Genomic DNA, 16,650 nt, shown 5'->3' with positions numbered 1-16,650 from the left:
CCTCATGAAGCGATTCGCCGTTATGGCGCTCGGGACAACCTGCGCGCTTGCTTCTGCCCAGCAGCAGGAAATGAGTCTGGGCCAGCAAAGCTGGTTCCAAAAGAACGTGCTGAACCGACTTCAATGGTCCGGACAACGAACTCTAGGATTTCACCAGTTTCGGTTTGAAGGTGACGCCGAGAGCTTTAATGCTCTCACAAACTTTGGCACGGGATTACAGACCTTTTCGGACACGGGGAACATCACCGTTCGTGCCGACAAACTGTTCGACTTCGTCAGCTTTGATGCGCAATTCACCGACAACCGCTTCAGCGACCCTGAACAGCAACGAACGCTTCTAAACTATAAGCGAGGTGGGCTGGACCTAAACTACGGAACCATTAGGGCTAGCTTGACGGGAGGCAACCAGTTTGTTAGCTTTAACCGTTCGCTCGATGGGTTCTCCGGTGGATTCAAGAAAGGCCGATTTGACGGACGCTTCATCAGTTCCGACGCCCGAGGAGCGGCCCGGACCATCACCGTCGAAGGAAACAACACCAGCGGACCGTTCTATCTACAAACCGGAAGAATCATTAGTGATTCCCTGCAAGTCCAGGTTGATGGCAAGCCCCAAGTGGTCGGCCAAGACTATGTTGCGGATAACCAGCTTGGCACGATCACCTTCTTAAACAAAGTTATTGCTCCCACCAGCACGATCAACGCGAGCTACGAGAGTTTTGACTTTGGCGGACAGAGAGGTTCGATTCGAGGTACGGGGTTTACCTATGACCTGGGTTGGGCAGGGCGTTTGGGATTCACTAGCGTCGAGCAGCTCACGGGCGACTCGAACTCGAACTCAATTCGCGAGGAAAAGTCATTTGGCTTCGGCCGGCCTGGCGACCAGTATTACCTGCAGTTCGAGCCTGAGAAGGCGACGATCAGAATCACCGTCAACGGAATACCGAGAACCTTCTCGGTTCTTGATGACGGCATCTCTGACTTCTACTTGGATCCCCGACTTCCAATCCTGATCATCTCGAGGATTGCGATTCCGACGACCCAAGAAATCATTTTCTCCTACCGTCCGAAAGTGATTCAGACTGCTAGCGGCGATAGGCAGGTAACCGGCCTCGACTACACGGTCTTTGCACCTGGATCGAAGACAACCTACATCAAGTTTTCCCAGGCGTCTGGTCTGGTGAGAGGACTCAATCCCAACAGCGGAATCGCAACCGGCTACGACCTCAAAATCGACGAAGGCAAGGGTGCCTTCACCGCTCAGGTCAAAAAAATTGAACCAGGTTTCTCGTCCATCGAACAAACGGGCTTTAATCGCAACGAGGATCGCGTTCAGTATGGACTTGACTATTTCACGAAGGGACTCACGAGCAGGGTTGGAACATACAACACTTCGGTCACAACCTTTGACAACTCGACTGGCGCACCAAGAGGCTCGACTCGGGTTGTCGACGATCGCATCGAACTTGAGTACAGCGACCCGAACAACCGAAAGCGAAACGTAAATCACCGACAGTCACTCCGCTATGCACGAACTAGCAGCGAAGCCACAGAGAGCAACATTCTCCGCACTCTAGGCTTCGGCGATGAGTACCGCTACAAAAAGCTCAACGTCACTGCCGAAGTCGAAAAGCAGGACGGACGCAGCCGAATCAGCAACAAGCTCCAAGATTTCGGGGTCAACACGTTTCGCACAACTGTCGGATACGATGCCAGCTCTAAACTGAGGCTCACCGCAAGCGCGAGCCAAAGTGCAATAAAGACTGAAGATGAGAGTTCGTTGGGATACGACTACTCGTTCGGGGCGAATCTCTTAGACACTGGACCATGGAGCGGCTCCCTGGTATACGCTCTGAGCGATTCCGGCACTCTCGCCTCGCTGGGCCTAACCAACGGCAACGGGTTCGGATTCGGAAACAATGGCTTCTCGACCGGCACTGACACGGTAAGCACGGGGCAACTGCGCAGTCGCCGGTTCTCTTTAACGGGGTCGCACCAAGTGAAAGAAAACATGCTGCTCAACTTTGGCCTCATCCAACAGAACAGTGAAGGATTGAGCACCAGCAACGCGGATTTGAAGACCCTGGTTTTGGGGATGTCGTGGCGACCCAATGACGTCTCAAATTTTAACTTAGATTGGTCCAGGTCGAACACGAGCTTCCTCAGCGGAAGCACGCCGACGTCAAGTTCAAGCTCGATTGATTTCAACTACAATACATCGCCCGGTCGATTTTGGTCGTTCAATCTTGGTTACAACCTCACTGATTCGAGCGGAGGAAGTTTTGCCCAGAGCAGCCTCAATGGCTCCTTTGGCGCGGGATACCGGATCAACGATCGTCAACGATTGTTTCTCAACGCGATACTGAGCAACACTCGAGGGTTCTTTCCCCAAGACGATATCAGCCTCAACGCCGGATATTCTTATCAGCTAATCAGTGGAATTGCCTTGACTGGTCGCTATACTTTTAGAGACCTTGTGAACCTTGATCCGAACGACACGGCGGGAGCATTTAGGTCAAACGGACTGAGCTTGGAACTCACATTTGATTTTTCATCTCGGCGATGAAGTGATTCTTGTCGTCAAACGTATCAACAACATGAAATCTTCGCAGATTGCATTTGGAATTCTTGCCCTCACGCTGATTGCGTGCGGCGGCGGAACAACCCAAACCGGCAGCATATCCGGCCTCGTCCTCGATACAGATGGTAACCCCGTCCGAGGTGCCCGGGTCTATGTCGATAACTCGCCGATTCGAGAGACGGTTTCCAACTCTTCGGGGTCGTTCTCGCTGACCGGAGTCGTTGCTGACAACGTCAACGTCAGGGCAACAATCGTCAAGAATTCAACGACCTTTTATGGCGAAAACTTTGCGCAGGTGTACGCCAACGAGAATTCGCAAAGCATGAACGTCGTTGTCATGCCGATCAGCCAAGTCGCCGCCATCCAAGGCGGAGTTTCGGAGTCAACTCGCGGCGTGCGCGTCCAAGGTGCTAGGATCACCGCTAAGCCAACCAGCGGATCTCAATTCGCGACAGTCCAGACGATCACCGACTCCAACGGCAACTACTATCTCAACGGCCTTCAAAGCGGGGTGAGCTACCAGGTCATGGCGAGCTTCTCGGGCTTCCGGTCAACGGATGTCGCTCGGGTTCCCACCGCCGGGGTTGCACTGGTTCAGAACTTCACGTTACAGAACTCCAGCGATGGCGTCATACCCGCTCCAACCAACCTCTCGGCCGTTGCGTGGACGTCTCCGAGTGAAGTCTCACGCGACCGAGTTGCGGCGGCGGCTCAAGCCAACATCAAAAAGTTCATCGATGCTCGCTACAAACCTTCACCAACCCGAGTAACTGCTAACGGCAATGCCGTCGAAGTCCAACTGTTCTGGGATAAGTTCGACTCGCTTAACATCCTTGGCTACGAAGTTTGGCGAAAACGGGGTAGCGGAGACTGGTCGGGAATTGACTTCCTTCGGGATCCGCTGTCGGAGAGCTATCTCGACAGCGACTCCGAGCTTCGAGAAAACCTTGCCTACACCTATGCCGTGGCGGGTGGAAACTCGAACTACCCAAACACCGATAACTCGAAAGGCGATTTTAGCGCTACGGTTTCGGTCACTCCCCTGGCAGACATGTACGTGAACAACGTGAGCACCGGTGGCGGACAGGTGAACTTCAACTGGCAAGCCGTCAACGGTGCGTCAAACTACACGGTCTACGTCTTCTCGGAATACCCAGGAGTCCGGGTGACGTCGTACGCCAATAACTTCAACACTCCCGCGACCGGAACGTCTTGGACCTACAACCTTACTCCGCTGTCTTCCGGACAGCGCTACTACTACATCGTCATGGGAGCCAACTCGAACGATTCTGCCCGAACTCTCAGCGCGGTCGGATCGTTTGTAGCTCCGTAACCTAGCAAATCTCATGAAAGCAGTGCGCCCGATCGTTGCCGTACTCGCCGCCCTTCTTGGGGCGGCGAGTGCTTTTTCGCAATCCAGCCTTCTGAAGCTCGATCTTGCCTCAACTACTCGTGAACCCCTGATCACTCAGGCTGACGCGATGTTTGGCAAGTACGTTCAGAAATATGCAGAGCTAACGGCACAAAACCGAGCGGCAAGGGCGAAAGCATTCAAGTCAAACAAGCAGCCCTACATCGTTCCGGCGGTGCTGCGAATCATGCAGAATGGCCGTCCGTTGCCGACGGGCGGGCAATCTCGAGGAGTCCTTGATGGACTCACCCTTATCATTGATCCGACCTTCAACTCGATCGATTCCGGGCGCACAGCCTTTATGCAGACGGTCTACAACAACGCTAAGGCAACGATGGATTCCATGTTCGGAACCGCTGCGATCAGCGGCACCGTTAACGTCGTCAACTTCGACGCGACAATCGGGGACCGTCAAGCGATCGTTGGAGGTTACTACCTGCCCAACAACGGCTCCGGAGGACGCGAGATTCGGCTACCGCTCAACACCAGCCGAGATGTGGCGGCGGTCGCCCTAATCCACTGCCTCTTGCTAGCGTATCTTCCGGATCCAGCATACGGTTTTGATGCCTATCTCGAAGGACTTGTCCGAGCGACGACGATGCGAATCTGCCGTCTTCCAGCCGCAGTTCCAACCTTGGATCAGGCAACGGTTGTCGACGTGCTTGCCAACAGCTACGATGTTGGAGCGGATTATGATTGGCTCAACCAGAAGTCGTTGGGTGGACCTCAGTTCATCGCCAACAACCTCCTTTCGGCACCCATAACAGGCGGAAATCTTGGTGGGCTATTTTTAACCCGGTACCGTATGGCGGGTTCGACTTGGGCGAAGGTGCTTCTTGAGTACCCGACCTTTGCAAAAGACCTGAACTTCGCGATCAAGGCAAATCCTTCGGCCGCGACAAATGCGGTGAACCTTCAGAATCTTGCCGTCAGCACCCTGGAATCAATCTCACCAGGAGGAACCATCGAGGGGACTCCTTTTGCATCTTGGATGCGAGAGCAAGGCGTGTTGCAAACCAAGCTGACACAAGGCACCAAGCTCCACACGACTATTTTTGCGATCACCGACGGGCTTGCCGGAACCGACTTCGGAGTCTTCGGAATCGAGACTGCGTGGTTCGAGACCGCGGCCAACGGCAACGAAACCCTGCTCTCCGGAACGAGCTATCCGCTGTTTTGGGACAAAGATTACAACCGCATTCTAGCCAGCGCTCAGAGCGAGCGGCTTGACATCGCTGGTTCTTACGGAAGCGTTGCTCCCAACTTTGCCAACGAGAATGCAGGCAATGCGTACCGGGTCGCAATCGACATTCCAGTACAGGACAAGCTGACCCGGCTCTATGTACCGGCTGGTGCCATTGCCACGCCGACGACTTCAGTTTCCGATTTCTACGGCACTATCGTAGGCGTCGGTCAACCGGTTGGAACGAACCTGTTCGTCAACATTTCTTACGGTTCTGAATCCGTGAACGACATTCCGGTCAGCAGGTTTGCGTTTGGGCGCCAGATCGGGACGGCAAACTTTCGAGCTGCCCGTCAAGTGACGATCACCGTCGTTCGAAAAGATGCCGGTGGAACTCCAACGACGATTCTCACCAGAAAAGTGAACAAGTCGATCGGAGCTCTCGGAGTGACCCTCGGTGCGGCTCCCGTTTCCGCAATCGGATTCCCGAACGGACTCCCTGGTGGCCTCGTGATGGTCGGGCTCTCCGGCGATCCTTTGATGTCAGATCTTGCCGACTCCCTAGGCTCGACGGCGTTTCTCGGAGCGCGTTACAATCCATCGAAAGCAAAGTACGATCTGTACCCGGTCACCGGCCTGGTTGCTGGAGGACAGGGATACTTCGTCCGAACGGGCACACTTCAAAATCCGAACATAGCCGCTCGGGTCGAAGTTGGTGACTCCCTCGGGGTGGCGTTGAGACCAGGATGGAACCTGATCGCAAACCCGCTCGGTTCAGCCTGCGCTTTCAGTAGTGTCCAGGTCGTTCGTACAACTGGATTCCCACTCTCGTACATCGCCGCAAGCGGAAATGATCCTGAGGATTCCTCGGCTCCAATATTGGGCAAGATCGCATTCCAATTTGTTCCCGGAGCGTCCGACGGAGTCACTGGCTTGCCCGAAGGGGGATCGTTCGCCGCCGCGACTCAGTTTGCTCCAGGCATCGGCTACTTTGTTCGGTGCCTGGCTCCGGAAGGTGCGGTGATGCTCTTCGGATCACAAGCCAGCGGGTCTCGTGGCTCTAGAGCTCCCCGAGCGGCTGTGCAATCCAGCACCTTCCGAGCGTCGTTGTTCGGTAAAGCAGAGCAAAGTGCGGTTTTCTTCGGAATGTCGGCTGCGGCCACAACAGGATTCGATGCGCGGTGGGACAGCAACCTTCCGCCCGCAATTGGAGGGATGCAGATTTCCGCCCTCTCGCCCGCAAATGATAAACGATATCTCGAATACCTCCCTTACTCGGCTTCTGCTACCTACCGCATGAGCATGGACGGGCTCGTAAAAGGCAAAACGTACACCTTCGTGATTGACCAAGTTCAGGGTCGTTGGACTCAGGTCACCGCCCGGAACGTCTCGTCGGGAGCATCCGCGACTACTGGGGCGACCCGGCTCACTATGGCGTTTGTGGCCACGGGAACCACCGCAAGCTTTGATGTCACAGTGCGAGGTGTGCGATGATCGGTCGCTTCTTCGCTCTTTTACTCCTCTTGACGCTCATAGCGTGCGGTGGAGGAGGGCCCCCAGCTTCAAACATCACCTTAACTGGACGCGTTCTCAATGTCGACACAGGAGCACCGTTTAGCAGCCCGGCATCCGTACAGACATCTGCGGCAAACGCCAATACCGCTGTAGCTGACGGCTCATTTACGGTAGCCGCTCCGAGTGGAGCCACCGGAGTGACTGTCCTTGCGCCATCGTCGCTCGGCTACCCCATATTTGACTTCGTGTTCCCTGCTCAAACTCAGAAGGTTAGCGACGTCGGCGACCTCTGGGTTGGGCCGCAGAAGGTGACGCTTCGCGGCACGATCCGAAACGCTGCCACAAGCGGAGTGATTGCCGGAGCAAAGATCGCCTTTGCGGGCCAATCCGGTACGTCGGCAAGCAACGGAACGTTTAGCATCCCGAACGTCGCTTACTCGAATACAAACACGGCGAGTTTCCTCGGGCTCGTCGGTCAAGTTGCGGCGAACAACTTCTTCAGCAACGAGTTCACTCCGAATGGGAATCTTGCGATTTCAGGGGTCGTTGACGTCGGCGAAATCCTGATGACACCGCTGGACAGCGACACCCCTCCGGGATTGCCGTTCAATATCTGGGGCATCATCACCCCGAGCGGGTCTGCGAACGGAACGATCGTCACCCTGAAGAACTCGGGAGGAACCGTTGTGCGGCGTTTCACGGTTGGGACAGATGCTCGTTACCAATTCTGGGTTGATGCGGCCACTTATCGCATTGAATTTCAAAATGGTGCGCTCACCGCGCCTGCTCAGAACGTCACACTTAGTAGTAGCTCTGATGTCATCCGTGCCGACGCAACCCTCAACTAACCGGAAAGCCCTCCGAAGTCTGCTTTTCCTCGCTTTGCTGGGAGGAGCAGGGTTTGGCGTATACAATGGCACCCGTCAAATCCTCAACGTCGACGCACTTGCTCCGTATAAGACACCGATCAAGAACGAACTTCCTTCCAACGTGGCCGTCTTTATGAAGGAGACCGACTTCACCCGCGTCGAGCCCAATCAGCCTGCCGCAAAGTGTTTCGTCAAAGAGATGAGCATTGCCCAGAATCGGCAGATGTACGACTTTGTTGGAGTTTCGAAGGGACAGCTCACCTGGAAGAAAGCTCTCTACGAATTCAGCGCGGAGCGCGGAAACTGGAACGGCTACGCCAAGCAACTCGTGTTGGACGGCAAAGTTCAGCTCAAAGGAGCCAAGTTCGACCTCGCCTCACAGGAGCTGAATTACGACGAGGCGAACAAGACTCTCAGAGTTCCCCGTCCGGTTTCTGGAAAGCTGTATGGCGGCGACCTCAAGGTCGCAAACTTCCTGTACAACATGGACAAGGAGGAGTACAGCACCGGGGCAGGAGAATGGAAGGGCGTCCTAGCCAACCTTCCTCAAGCAGAACTCCCGGCAGGAGACACCAAGAAATCCTGGGAGTTCAAGTATGAATCCTACGGGCGAAAGGATGGATTTGACGTATTCACCGACGCTCGCGCAACCGACGGCGAGGTCATCATCATCGCCAAAAACATCAAACGAGAAGTCAAAACGGACATCCTGACCGCCACTGGCGAAGTCAAATACTTTGGCAAGAAGGCAAACATGATCGCCGACAAAGTGGTGGTCTATCGCAAGGAAAAACGTGCGATGGTCACCGGACGTGTCACGATGCTAGTGAAGCCAAAATCCCAGGAAAACGATAAGCTCGTCGAAGGCACACTTCCTCCAATGTTGCCTGCAATCCCTGATTCGATCTCGAAGAATCGCCCACCAGCGCCTAAGGATACGGAGGCGCAGAAAAAGCGCGAAGACACGATCCGGAGCGGCTCAAACCTTCGCGACTATCCGCTTACGATCACTGCCGAAAAGATCGAGTATTGGTACAAAAAGGGCGAACGTCGAGCGAAGATCAACGGAAATCCCCAGGCTCGCCAGGAACTTCCGGGAGGCGAGTGGCGCTACGTCTGGGCGCACTCAGCTTTCTACGACGACGAGAAGGAAATCCTCAAGCTAGACAGCGCGCCGGGCAAGAGGGACGTCATCATGAAGAACTCTCTCGACGACGAGATGTACGGTGTCTCCGGGACGATCGTGACCAAAGAGGGAGTTGACGAATTCGAGTTCAAGACGGGTAACGGCAAACTCACGACGACCGATGATGACGACATTCCCCCGGCCAAATCTGGCGGCGGTGGCGGTGGTGGTGGCCTAGCGGGGCCGATTGGGAATCGGGGAACCTAAAACGGGTACGATTCCCGTTCCCTTATGAGTCAGTTACGGGTCGCTATTGTCGGAGCTACGGGTTACACCGGAGCCGAGCTTGTGCGCCTGCTGTCCTCGCATCCTGCGGTCGAAATCGTCGCCGCAACCTCCGGTCGAGCCGGTGGGGATCGACTTGACAAGCATTGCCCGTGGCTTTGTACTGACTTAGTGCTCTCTTCGTTTGATGCGGAAACCGTTAAGGCGGACGTTGTTTTTCTCGCTCAAGAGAGCGGCTTCGCGGCAAAGGTTGCCCCGACACTGGTGCAGCGCGAGCTGAGAGTGGTTGACCTTTCCGCCGACTATCGCCTTCTGGATCAAGCCGCTTACGAGAAGCACTACAAGATGCCTCGGGCGCCTTTCGACTTTTCAGTCACTTACGGGTTGTCCGAACTCGCGGAGCGTGTGAGCCTAACGAGTGCGGCTTTGGTGGCGAATCCGGGGTGCTACCCAACGGCGACCTGCCTTGCCCTTGCCCCGTTCTATCGCGCCGGATTGATCGCAGGGACTCCGGTTGTCGACGCCAAATCAGGCGTCTCGGGAGCCGGGCGGAGCAAGGCGGAGACGGCTTACTTGTTTAGCGAACGTGAGGGCTCTTTTGCCCCTTACGCAGTGACCGGACATCGTCATGTGCCAGAGATCGAGCAGACCCTTGGCGTTCCAGTTCGATTTACGCCGCACCTGATTCCCACACCACGCGGCATGGAAGTGACATGCCACATCCCACTCGCCGCAACCTGCGATCCGATGCAGGTGCTTCGGGACACGTATGCAGGCTCTCCCTTCGTCCGAGTTGTTGGTGCCCTGCCCGAAACCAAGCAGGTCATTGGGTCCAACCGGTGCGATATCTTCGCAACGATCGACGAACACACGAACTACCTTGTGACCACTTCGGTCATCGATAACCTGGTCAAAGGCGCCGCTGGCCAGGCGATTCAAAATATGAACATCATGTTTGGTTTCGACGAAACCGCCGGACTCCCCATCCACGGAGTTTGGCCTTGATCCCAAAGGGTTTCCGTTTTGCCGGCGTTCGATGCGGACTCAAGAACCGCCGGAACGACATGGGCCTCATCATTTGCGATGCGGACTATCCGGCTGCCGGAGTATTCACGACGAACCAGTTTCGGGCATCGTGCGTCGATTTCTCAAGGACGGCTCTCGCCGAAGGAGCGCTGCGCGGCTTGGTTGTCAACAGCGGAAACGCAAACTGCGCCACGGGCGAGCAAGGCGCGAAGGACACCGCTCGCATGGCTCAGCTTGTCGCAGAATCCGTTGGCATCGATGGAGCAATTGCGGTCGCATCCACCGGGGTCATTGGTCACCAGCTCGACATGAAAAAGGTCGAGAAGGGGATCCACGATGCTGCCCAAAAGCTTTCCAGGGACCCAAAGCCTTTCATCGAAGCCATTCTTACGACTGACCTCGTCGAAAAGTGGGCCGCTGCCGCTTGGGGGTCCAACGTTCTTTCAACTCCAAAGAATCCAGTGGAACTTAACGGAGACGCATCTGTCTACGGGGTTTGCAAAGGTAGCGGAATGATCTCGCCGAACATGGCGACGATGCTCGGCTATCTGGTCACTGACCTCGATCTATCCCACCTCGATATCAAGTCGATCCTCATTCAGGCGAATAGAGTCAGTTTCAACTGCATGACGGTCGATTCGGATACCTCCACCAACGACATGGTGATCCTCATCGCCAGTGGTCTCTCGGGCATCCAACCCAGCGAAACGGAAGCAGTTGAAATCATCTCTCGTGTTTGTACCGAGCTCGCCAAGCAAGTCGCAAAAGATGGTGAAGGAGCAACAAAGCTGATCGAAGTTCGGGTCACGGGAACTGAGAATCCCACCCAAGTTGCTCGATCTATTGCCGATTCGCCGCTTGTCAAAACTGCGATGTTTGGATGCGATCCCAACTGGGGTCGCGTGATTATGGCGACCGGAAAGAGTGGAGTTCCTCTTGACGTCAGCAAAGCAGTCTTGCACTTTGAAATCGGAGACGAACGCCACTTGTTGTTCGAGAAAGGCGAACCAACGAAATTCGATCCAGCCAAGGTTTCGACCGCACTGAAAGCCGATCATGTCATCATCGATTTACGTCTGGGCGAAGGGGCAGCCGCGACCATTTACACCTGCGATTTTGGGTACGGATACGTTCGAATCAACGCCGAGTATCACACCTGAGCTGCGAGCTTTTGAATAAGCTCGACGGTTTGGGTGAGGCAGGTCGATGGCGACAGGAGGGATTCGATTTCATCAAAGCCTTGGAGTTGGCGTCCTACATCGAGATTTCCGAGGGTGTTACGCAAGGTGGCTATCGTGAGCCCCTCTTGAATCAATTCCGGAACTACTTCCCTTTCCAAAAGGATGTTCGGCTGGCTAACGAACTTTGGCCGTTTGAACCCAATCAGTTTCGTCTCGATCTCCACGGTTTTAGAAACTCGATAAACGACCACCATCGGCGTTTTGGCAAGGGCAGCTTCCAGCGTGGCGGTACCTGAGCAGACAACCGCTCGCTCGGCACTTTTGAGGGTTCCCATGACAGCTCCATCTTTCGAGCCATCAATAATCTGATCCGACCCGCGGGCCCAGAGTCGTCGAACCAGCTCCATGTGCCGAGGCGGAACGGGAAGTGTAATCGTGCCAGGATAGTCCGACAGCGCGACGGACAGAATCGGCAGAAGTTGCTCTAACTCCGACCTTCGCGATCCGGGTAACACCGCCAGCCCAGCGCGTGGCAAATCAGATCTCAACACTTCTGAGTGAATTTCTAACAGAGGATGTCCATAAAAATGGGACGATGCTCCCATTTTTGACAGCAACTCCGCCGACCAAGGGAAGTTCGTGACCACTTCATGCGCGAGCCGAGGAATATCGGCACCCTGGCGATCCCGCCTCCACGACCCCGGCGGAATGAAATAGAGCACCTTCCAACCCGCTTCACGTGCCCACCAGCAGAGTCTAAGGTTCATGTAACCAAAATCAATCGGGACAAACACACCCGGCGGTCCAGCCTGTAGGGATGCTTTTAGTCGACGATACGTACCGATCCCTCGGAGTCCTTCACGCACAGACTGGACAACAGAGATGGATCCCCAGCGCGAAGAGTCCCCAATGAGAGCCAGACCCAAAGCCGCCATCCTGGATCCTCCTAGCCCGGTAACGTCAAATCCCAAAGGAAGCAAACGGGCGGCCAAGGCCGCTCCATACAGATCCCCGGAAGCTTCGCCAGCCGAGATAAAAATTCGCATCAGTGCTGGTCGCCGCGGCCGTTGCGACCGTGGAATCGGCGCTCCTCAAAGGCGATCAGGTACTTCACTTCTTCGGTCAGAGGAACTTCGTTTCGGACGAGTTCTAGCGCGTTTGTCAAACCAATCTTGTTCTTAAACAGGAGCTTCACCGCCTTGTGCAGAGCCAATCGAGCATCCTGAGTCACTCCAAGCCGGCGTAAGCCAACCGCGTTAATGTCTCGAACGGCTTCGTCGGCGCCTTCAACCAAGCAAAAGGGAGGAACATCGCGGGTCACTTTGGTAAATCCTCCAATCATGGAGGACTTCCCGACTCGGCAGAACTGGTGAATCCCAACCATCCCGCCAATATTCGCCTTCTCCTCGATGGTCACGTGGCCAGCTATCCCGGCCGAGTTGGTGATGGTGACCTGGTCGTGGATGTGGCAGTTGTGGCCGATGTGGGTGTATGCCATCACAAAAACGTCGTTGCCAATCGTCGTGAACCGTCCTTCTCCGGCCGCCCGGTGGATGGTCACGTACTCCCGGAAGATGTTGTTATCCCCGATCTGCAAGAATGTCGGTTCGCCGTGGTACTTACGATCTTGGGGGTCGCCACCAATTACCGTGCCAGGCCCAAAGCGGTTGTTCCGCCCGATCGAAGTCCACTTGTGAACAGTGACATGACTCTCTAATACACAACCCGCGCCCAAAGAGGCCCCAGCCTCCACATTACAAAAGGGACCGACGTAAACATCAGCAGCGACTTCGGCCTTGGGGTCAACGTATGCGAGGGGGTGAATGGTGGGCAAATCTATTCCTTGTTTGGGAGGCTTAGCTTAAAGAGCATCGTCATCTTAGCCGCGAGTTCTCCATCTACCGTGGCCTCAGCATCCATCTTTCCGACGCCGCCTTTGACCCACAAAATCTTGATCTCATGAATGAGCTGGTCGCCCGGCTTTACCATTCTTCGGAATTTAACTTCCTCAATACTGCCGATTAACGGAATTCGCCCTGCCAATCCTGGATTTTTCATCAGACAAGCCGCGCCAACTTGGGCCATCGACTCGATGATGAGAACTCCCGGCATGATCGGATTTCCGGGATAGTGACCCTGGAAGAACGGCTCGTTCATCGTGACGTTCTTCAGCCCCTTGCAATACGTCCCTTCTTCATTGATCTCCAGAATCCGATCGACCAAGAGCATTGGATATCGGTGGGGCAAAACGGACAGCAGTTCGTTAATTTCGATCATACGAGCCTCAGATTTCTCAACGAGGGTACCCGCACGATACAATCATGTTCATGAATCCGATGTTAATGCCGCCCCGAGTGCCGTCGACTGAGGTGCCAACCTACCACATCTCGCACTTGCGAAAGTTCGGTTTCGGGGTTCCGGAGCCTAACCGCGCAGTGTTGCACGCGGTAGACATTGTTCAATCCACGGAGCCAGAAGGAGGCGGCTACTTCATTGGCGTGAAGGCCGATCCACCGGAGTCGCCCATTGGTTATCGAGTGACTTTTTTCGATCGCCCCTTGCTCGATCCGCCCCGATGCTCCAGCTATTGCTCGGGTGCCTCATACGCCGCCTTCATGACCGCTCTCGACTTGCTACTTGAGTCTTCTCGTTTAACTTTGTCGGAAGATGTCTTGGAAGCCGTTCGGATGCAGGAACCGAACGGAGGACGCCGAGAGGATACTGTGAAGCTCTACGGTTGGTGGAACGCGGATGGCCCGGGATCATTCTATGCCCTCTGCGGCTTTTCGCAGATGGGAGTTCGGGTCTCTCCAAAGGACGCACTGCCGGGGGATTTTTGCAATATCAACTGGGTGAAAGGGCCGGGACATTCGGTGGTGTTTCTTGGCTGGGAGAAGACGGCTGAGGGCGAGCCAGGAATGCGTTTCTGGTCTTCTCAAGCCTCGACGAACGGACTTGGGGACAAGACGGTTGCGGTGTCTTCCATTTCTGGATTCGTTTTCACCCGACTGACCGCGCCTGCAAAACTGGCATTCTTGAATCCAAACTTGAAGATGGAGCGACCGAAGGTCAGCTACGACGTTCCAGAACGACCCGGACGGAGTGGCGATCCAAGGACCAAAACTCCTCCGATTCGGTAATTCGGAACCCGGAGATGTTTTGAACACTTAGCTTCCTGAGTCCCGGAAAGAGTGTGTTTATGAAGCTGGACTCGCTGAAGACTTTGCTGCTTCGGGGATGCCCAAAGCATCGCCAGTGGAGTTCTGAGTGAGCGAGGATCGATACTTTTCCGCCCTCGGCGCAAAGCCGCATTGCGAGCTTAAGATACTCGGGATCCCAACAGTAATGGAGAAGCACGAGATCGAACCGTTGCTCAGTTCTGAATTCGTGGAGATTTGACTGGACGAATGGGATTTCGGTTTGTGGCGGAAGGCGGTCCACACCAAGAACTTTCCAACCGTGCTGTTGCAGCCAAAACGCATCCCGACCTGCTCCACAGCCCAGGTCAACCACAGATTTCCCTGGCCCCTCCGAAAGACTGTCAATGCCTTTTGAAGGTGTAGGCAAGTAGGGCGAGTATGGTTTGCGTTCGGCGGACGCAAAGACCGGCCTCCGTCCGCGAGAACGAACCCACTCCGCCACTTCATCCGAGGCCACCGTCACTTCTGCGAATGGCGCCGGGAGCATCCATTCGGGGACGGCAGAGGTCAAAACAGTCGGTCGGTCGCTTCGAAGTCGATCAGCCATCGCTTGTTTTCAATCCCTCCTCCGTAGCCGACGAGGTGCCCATTTGCCCCGATTACTCGGTGGCACGGGATGATGATCGAAATCGGGTTCTTGCCGTTGGCGAGGCCAACCGCGCGTGTCTTTTTCTCGTCACCCATCCGCCTCGCGAGCTCGATATACGAGATCGTTTGGCCAAACGGAATTTTCTGGAGTTCTGTCCAAACCGCGACCTGAAACTCCGTTCCACCGGGTTGAACCTGAACTGAAAACTCCGTGCGTTCCCCCGCGAAATACTCAGCCAGTTGGGTCGACACAATCTCAAGAACCTCGTTCGACTCGGTGGGCGCAGGAATAAACTGGCTCGCACCATCGACCTCTTCTCGATGATTCTCAAATAGCAACTCGGTCAGCGCCACATCACTAGCGGCAAGATGAAGCCGTCCGACGGGTGAATCAACCGAACAGCGAAAGATCATCCAATCTTCTCGCGACCAAGATATGGTCGCAGCATCTCTGGAATATCGACGGACCCGTCAGCCTGCTGGTAAGTCTCCAACAGAGCCGCCATCAACCTAGGGACCGCAACACCTGAACCGTTGAGGATATGAACAAACTCCGGCTTCGCACCCGCTTCTGGGCGGTAGCGAATATTGGCCCGGCGCGACTGATAGTCGCCGAAGTTTCCGACCGAGGAGACTTCGAGGTACTTGCCAACGCCCGGTGCCCAAACTTCGACGTCGTAGATCTTCGTTGCCTTCGGTCCCATGTCTCCTGTACAGAGTTCGATGACTCGGTAGTGCAAGCCAAGGGCTTGAAGAATCGACTCGGCATCAACGACCATCGACTCAAGCTCATCGTAAGCCGCCGCGGGCTCGACGAATTTGACCATTTCGACCTTGTCGAACTGGTGAATTCGCAGGAGTCCGCGCGTGTCCTTACCTGCCGCTCCGGCCTCGCGACGGAAACAGCCGGAAAACGCGGCGTGGCGAATGGGGAGCTGACTGGCTTCCAGAATCTCATCGCGGTAGAGGTTAGTGACGGGAACTTCAGCGGTGGGGATCAGGAAGAAGTCGTCCTGAGTTTTGTAGAGATCGTCCTCGAACTTGGGCAGATTGCCAGTACCAATCAGTGACTCCCGGTTCACCACAAACGGAGGATAAATCTCGCTGTAGCCGTTCTTCTCGGTCTGGAAATCGACCATGAAGTTGAACAGTGCCCGCTGGAGCTTTGCACCTATTCCGGTGTAGACCACCCAGCCTGAACCAGTAATTTTTGCGCCTCGAGCAAGGTCGATCATTTTGTGCTGGTCGGCGAGGTCCCAGTGGGGTTTGGGTTCAAAATCGAACTTTGCCTGCTCGCCGTGGAGGCGTACAACCGGATTATCATTCTCGTCGGCTCCTTCGGGAACAGACTCATGGGGAATATTTGGGAACTCGAGTTCGAGGGTTCGAAGCTTGGCTTCGGCTTCTCGTTCCTGGGCTTCAAGCTCGGCAACTCGACCCTTGAAAGCTGACGCCTTTGCCTTGGCTCCCTCGGCTTCATCAAACTTCTTTTGTCCCATCAGCATTCCGATGGACTTCGCAATCGCGTTCGACTCTGCCTGGGCATTCCCAGTTTCGGTAGCAAGCCGCCGAAACTCGGCGTCAAGAGAAAGGAACTGATCAACGAGCGAGGCGTCGCCCTTCTTGCGGAGGATGCCTTGGCGCACCAAATCGGGGTGCTTGCGAATCAGTTCACGGTCGAGCATAGA

At 55.3% G+C, this 16,650-nt stretch carries 14 protein-coding genes; 8 read left to right on the top strand and 6 right to left on the bottom strand.

Going from position 1 to position 16,650, the window contains the following annotated elements; all coding sequences use genetic code 11:
• Nucleotides 1-4: 4 nt before the first annotated feature.
• The 7 genes from WCK51_05390 to argJ are packed head-to-tail and all read left to right on the top strand — an operon-like array spanning nt 5 to nt 11,153.
• Nucleotides 5-2,563, top strand: coding sequence for a hypothetical protein (locus WCK51_05390; protein ID MEI7576307.1), 2,559 nt, complete (start codon nt 5-7; stop codon nt 2,561-2,563).
• Nucleotides 2,541-3,911: a carboxypeptidase-like regulatory domain-containing protein gene (locus tag WCK51_05385; protein ID MEI7576306.1), complete on the top strand. Its 1,371-nt coding sequence runs from the start codon at nt 2,541-2,543 to the stop codon at nt 3,909-3,911. The genes WCK51_05390 and WCK51_05385 overlap by 23 nt, the downstream gene beginning before the upstream one ends.
• A gap of 13 nt (nt 3,912-3,924) precedes the next feature.
• A complete protein-coding gene (locus tag WCK51_05380) occupies nt 3,925-6,666 on the top strand; it encodes a hypothetical protein (GenBank protein MEI7576305.1) in 2,742 nt (913 codons plus the stop codon).
• Nucleotides 6,663-7,535, top strand: a complete 873-nt coding sequence (locus WCK51_05375) for a hypothetical protein (protein ID MEI7576304.1) — start codon at nt 6,663-6,665, stop codon at nt 7,533-7,535. The genes WCK51_05380 and WCK51_05375 overlap by 4 nt, the downstream gene beginning before the upstream one ends.
• On the top strand, nt 7,504-8,949 hold the full coding sequence (locus WCK51_05370; GenBank protein MEI7576303.1) for a hypothetical protein: 1,446 nt from the start codon (nt 7,504-7,506) through the stop codon (nt 8,947-8,949). The genes WCK51_05375 and WCK51_05370 overlap by 32 nt, the downstream gene beginning before the upstream one ends.
• Before the next feature lie 24 nt (nt 8,950-8,973).
• Nucleotides 8,974-9,972, top strand: a complete 999-nt coding sequence (gene argC, locus WCK51_05365) for an N-acetyl-gamma-glutamyl-phosphate reductase (GenBank protein ID MEI7576302.1) — start codon at nt 8,974-8,976, stop codon at nt 9,970-9,972.
• Nucleotides 9,969-11,153, top strand: coding sequence for a bifunctional glutamate N-acetyltransferase/amino-acid acetyltransferase ArgJ (gene argJ, locus WCK51_05360; protein MEI7576301.1), 1,185 nt, complete (start codon nt 9,969-9,971; stop codon nt 11,151-11,153). Before argC ends, argJ begins: the two co-directional genes overlap by 4 nt.
• Here argJ and WCK51_05355 read toward each other — a convergent pair.
• The 3 genes from WCK51_05355 to fabZ are packed head-to-tail and all read right to left on the bottom strand — an operon-like array spanning nt 11,144 to nt 13,451.
• Complete coding sequence (locus tag WCK51_05355; protein ID MEI7576300.1) at nt 11,144-12,220, bottom strand: hypothetical protein; 1,077 nt, start codon at nt 12,218-12,220, stop codon at nt 11,144-11,146. The genes argJ and WCK51_05355 overlap by 10 nt on opposite strands.
• A complete protein-coding gene (gene lpxA, locus WCK51_05350) occupies nt 12,220-13,008 on the bottom strand; it encodes an acyl-ACP--UDP-N-acetylglucosamine O-acyltransferase (GenBank protein MEI7576299.1) in 789 nt (262 codons plus the stop codon). The genes WCK51_05355 and lpxA overlap by 1 nt, the downstream gene beginning before the upstream one ends.
• Nucleotides 13,009-13,010: 2 nt before the next feature.
• Entirely contained in the window at nt 13,011-13,451 is a 441-nt protein-coding gene (gene fabZ / locus WCK51_05345) for a 3-hydroxyacyl-ACP dehydratase FabZ (GenBank protein MEI7576298.1), read from the bottom strand.
• Nucleotides 13,452-13,501: 50 nt separating this feature from the next.
• On the opposite strand from fabZ, the gene WCK51_05340 reads away from it, so the two are divergent.
• Nucleotides 13,502-14,314 (top strand): hypothetical protein, encoded by an 813-nt coding sequence (locus WCK51_05340; GenBank protein MEI7576297.1) that lies wholly within the window; start codon nt 13,502-13,504, stop codon nt 14,312-14,314.
• Here the strand turns inward: WCK51_05340 and WCK51_05335 are convergent.
• Genes WCK51_05335 through serS form a run of 3 tightly spaced genes read right to left on the bottom strand, consistent with a single transcriptional unit; the run spans nt 14,244 to nt 16,647 of the window.
• Entirely contained in the window at nt 14,244-14,921 is a 678-nt protein-coding gene (locus WCK51_05335) for a class I SAM-dependent methyltransferase (protein MEI7576296.1), read from the bottom strand. The genes WCK51_05340 and WCK51_05335 overlap by 71 nt on opposite strands.
• The gene (locus WCK51_05330) at nt 14,882-15,376 is read right to left on the bottom strand and encodes a methylated-DNA--[protein]-cysteine S-methyltransferase (protein ID MEI7576295.1); all 495 of its coding nucleotides are present in this window, start codon (nt 15,374-15,376) and stop codon (nt 14,882-14,884) included. The genes WCK51_05335 and WCK51_05330 overlap by 40 nt, the downstream gene beginning before the upstream one ends.
• On the bottom strand, nt 15,373-16,647 hold the full coding sequence (gene serS / locus WCK51_05325) for a serine--tRNA ligase (GenBank protein MEI7576294.1): 1,275 nt from the start codon (nt 16,645-16,647) through the stop codon (nt 15,373-15,375). The genes WCK51_05330 and serS overlap by 4 nt, the downstream gene beginning before the upstream one ends.
• Between the last annotated feature and the right edge of the window lie 3 nt (nt 16,648-16,650).

The organism is Armatimonadota bacterium, from assembly GCA_037138755.1.
Taxonomy (GTDB): domain Bacteria; phylum Armatimonadota; class Fimbriimonadia; order Fimbriimonadales; family Fimbriimonadaceae; genus Fimbriimonas.
Note: the sequence above shows the minus strand (reverse complement) of the source record. Positions and strands in the feature narration are given on the sequence as shown.